Below are 2,297 nucleotides of genomic sequence, written 5' to 3'. Positions count from 1 at the left end.
CCTCCTGTCGCACTTTGGCCGGCCCAAGGGCAAGCCCGTGCCGGAGATGTCGCTCAAGCCCGTCGCCGCGCGCCTGGCGGAGCTGCTGGAGGGGCGCCGCGTGGAGTTCGTGGACGACACGGTGGGCTTCGCCGCCCGCTCGGCCATCGGCACCATGTACGACGGCGACGTGCTGCTGCTGGAGAACACGCGCTTTCTGCCCGGCGAGGAGAAGAACGACTCCGCCCTCGCCGAGCAGATGGCGGAGCTGGGCGACGTGTTCGTGAACGACGCGTTCGGCGCGGCGCACCGCGCGCACTCGTCCACCGCCGGCGTGGCCGTGGTGATGCGCGCGCAGGGCAAGCCGGTCGTGGCGGGGCTGCTGATGGACCGCGAGCTGGAGTACCTGGACCGCGCCCTGGCCGAGCCCAAGCGCCCGTTCGTGGCCATCCTGGGCGGGTCCAAGATCAGCGGCAAGATCGACGTCATCCGCAGCCTGCTGCCCAAGGTGGACCGGCTGCTCATCGGCGGCGCCATGGCCAACACCTTCTTCAAGGCCATGGGCCTGGCCACGGGGACGTCGCTGGTGGAGGACGACCGCCTGGACATGGCCCGCGAGCTCCTGTCGTCGTCCGGCGACAAGCTCGTGCTGCCGAAGGACGCCGTCGTGGCGGAGAAGATGGAAGCCGGCACGGCCGTGCAGACCGTTGGTCGCGAGGCCATCCCGGCGGACCGCATGGTGCTGGACGTGGGACCGAAGACGGTGGAGGAGTACCGGCGCATCCTGTCCGAGGCGGGAACGGTGCTGTGGAACGGGCCCATGGGCGTGTTCGAGGTGCCGGAGTTCGCCGCGGGGACCCGGGGCGTGGCCGAGGCCGTGGCGGAGGCGACGGACCGCGGCGCCACCACCATCATCGGCGGCGGCGACTCGGCGGCGGCGGTGGCCGAGCTGGGGCTGGAGCGGCGGATGTCGCACGTGTCCACGGGCGGCGGCGCTTCGCTGGAGTTCCTGGAAGGCAAGGAGCTGCCCGGCGTGGCCGCGCTCTCCAACGCGGGGGCCGCCGCGTGACGGCGCCCCGCAAGCCGGTGCTGGCGGGCAACTGGAAGATGAACCACGGGCCGTCCGAGACGGCCCGCTTCTTCGCCGACTTTCTCCCCATGGTGGAGCCGGGGGACGACCGCAGCGTCGTCTTCTTTCCGCCCGCGCTCTCCTTCGCGGCCGCGCGCGAGGCGCTCCAGGGGCGGCCGGACGTGCGCCTGGGCGTGCAGAACGTGTACTGGGAGGCCAGCGGCGCCTTTACCGGCGAGCTGTCCGTCGCCATGGCGAAGGACGCCGGGGCCGAGCTGGTGCTCATTGGCCACAGCGAGCGGCGCCACGTCTTTGGCGAGACGTCGGACGAGACGGCGAAGAAGGTGCGCGCTGTGCTGGACGGTGGGCTCACGCCCGTGCTGTGCGTGGGCGAGACGCTGGACGAGCGCCGCGCCGACCGCGCCGAGGCCGTCGTGACGGAGCAGCTGGCGCCCGTGCTGGCCATCCTGTCCCCGGACGAGCTGGGCGAGCTGGTGGTGGCGTACGAGCCCGTGTGGGCCATCGGCACGGGGGTGACGGCCACGCCGGGCGACGCGGCGGCCATGCACCGGGCCGTGCGCGAGCAGCTCTCGGCCGCGTTCGGGCAGGCCGCGGCGGACGCCGTGCCCGTGCTGTACGGCGGCAGCGTAAAGCCCGACAACGCGGCGGAGCTGCTGTCGCAGCCCGGCGTGGACGGGGTCCTGGTGGGCGGCGCGAGCCTGGACGCGGCGGGTTTCGCGGCCATCTGCCGGGCGACGGGTTGACAGGGCGGGGAAACGGCTTAGCTTAAGTCGTTTCCCCATAGGGACCTCCCATCCGCTTTCTTCCAGGCCGGCCGTGTTCACGTTTCTGCTGATCCTGCTGATTCTCGACGCCCTGATCCTCATTCCCGTGGTGCTGCTGCAGGCCGGGAAGGGCGGTGGGCTTGCCGCCATGGGTGGCGGCGCGGGCACCGACACGCTGTTCGGCGGCCGGCATGCGGCCACGCTGCTCACCAAGCTGAGCTGGTGGTGCGGCGGCGCGTTCATCGCCATCGCGTTCATCCTGCAGATCCTGTCCAGCCGTCCGGCGGCCAGCGAGTCCGTCCTGCAGCGTGAGCTTCAGCGCGGCGCCCCGGCGGCCGCGCCGGTGACGCCCACGGCTCCGGCCGGCGGCGCGCAGGCTCCGGCGGGTGGCGGCGCGGCGCTTCCGGGCGCCACGGCCCCGGCGGGTGGCACGACGACGCCGGCCCCCACTGGGGCGGCCGCGA

The 2,297-nt window shown here is 73.1% G+C and carries 3 protein-coding genes; all 3 read left to right on the top strand.

Features of this window, described 5'->3' with window-relative positions; genetic code table 11:
• A partial coding sequence (locus tag VFZ20_RS22600) for a phosphoglycerate kinase (protein WP_329686219.1) occupies positions 1-1,048 on the top strand: 1,048 nt, incomplete at its 5' end.
• Positions 1,045-1,812, top strand: a complete 768-nt coding sequence (gene tpiA, locus VFZ20_RS22595) for a triose-phosphate isomerase (RefSeq protein ID WP_329686218.1) — start codon at positions 1,045-1,047, stop codon at positions 1,810-1,812. The genes VFZ20_RS22600 and tpiA, both read left to right, overlap by 4 nt.
• Positions 1,813-1,885: 73 nt before the next feature.
• The coding region (gene secG / locus VFZ20_RS22590) for a preprotein translocase subunit SecG (protein ID WP_329686217.1) at positions 1,886-2,297 on the top strand (412 nt) is incomplete at its 3' end.

Origin of the sequence: Longimicrobium sp., assembly GCF_036280135.1 — a bacterium.
Classification (GTDB): Bacteria; Gemmatimonadota; Gemmatimonadetes; order Longimicrobiales; family Longimicrobiaceae; genus Longimicrobium.
The sequence above is the reverse complement of the archived record's forward strand: the minus strand, read 5'-3'. Positions and strand labels throughout refer to the sequence as shown.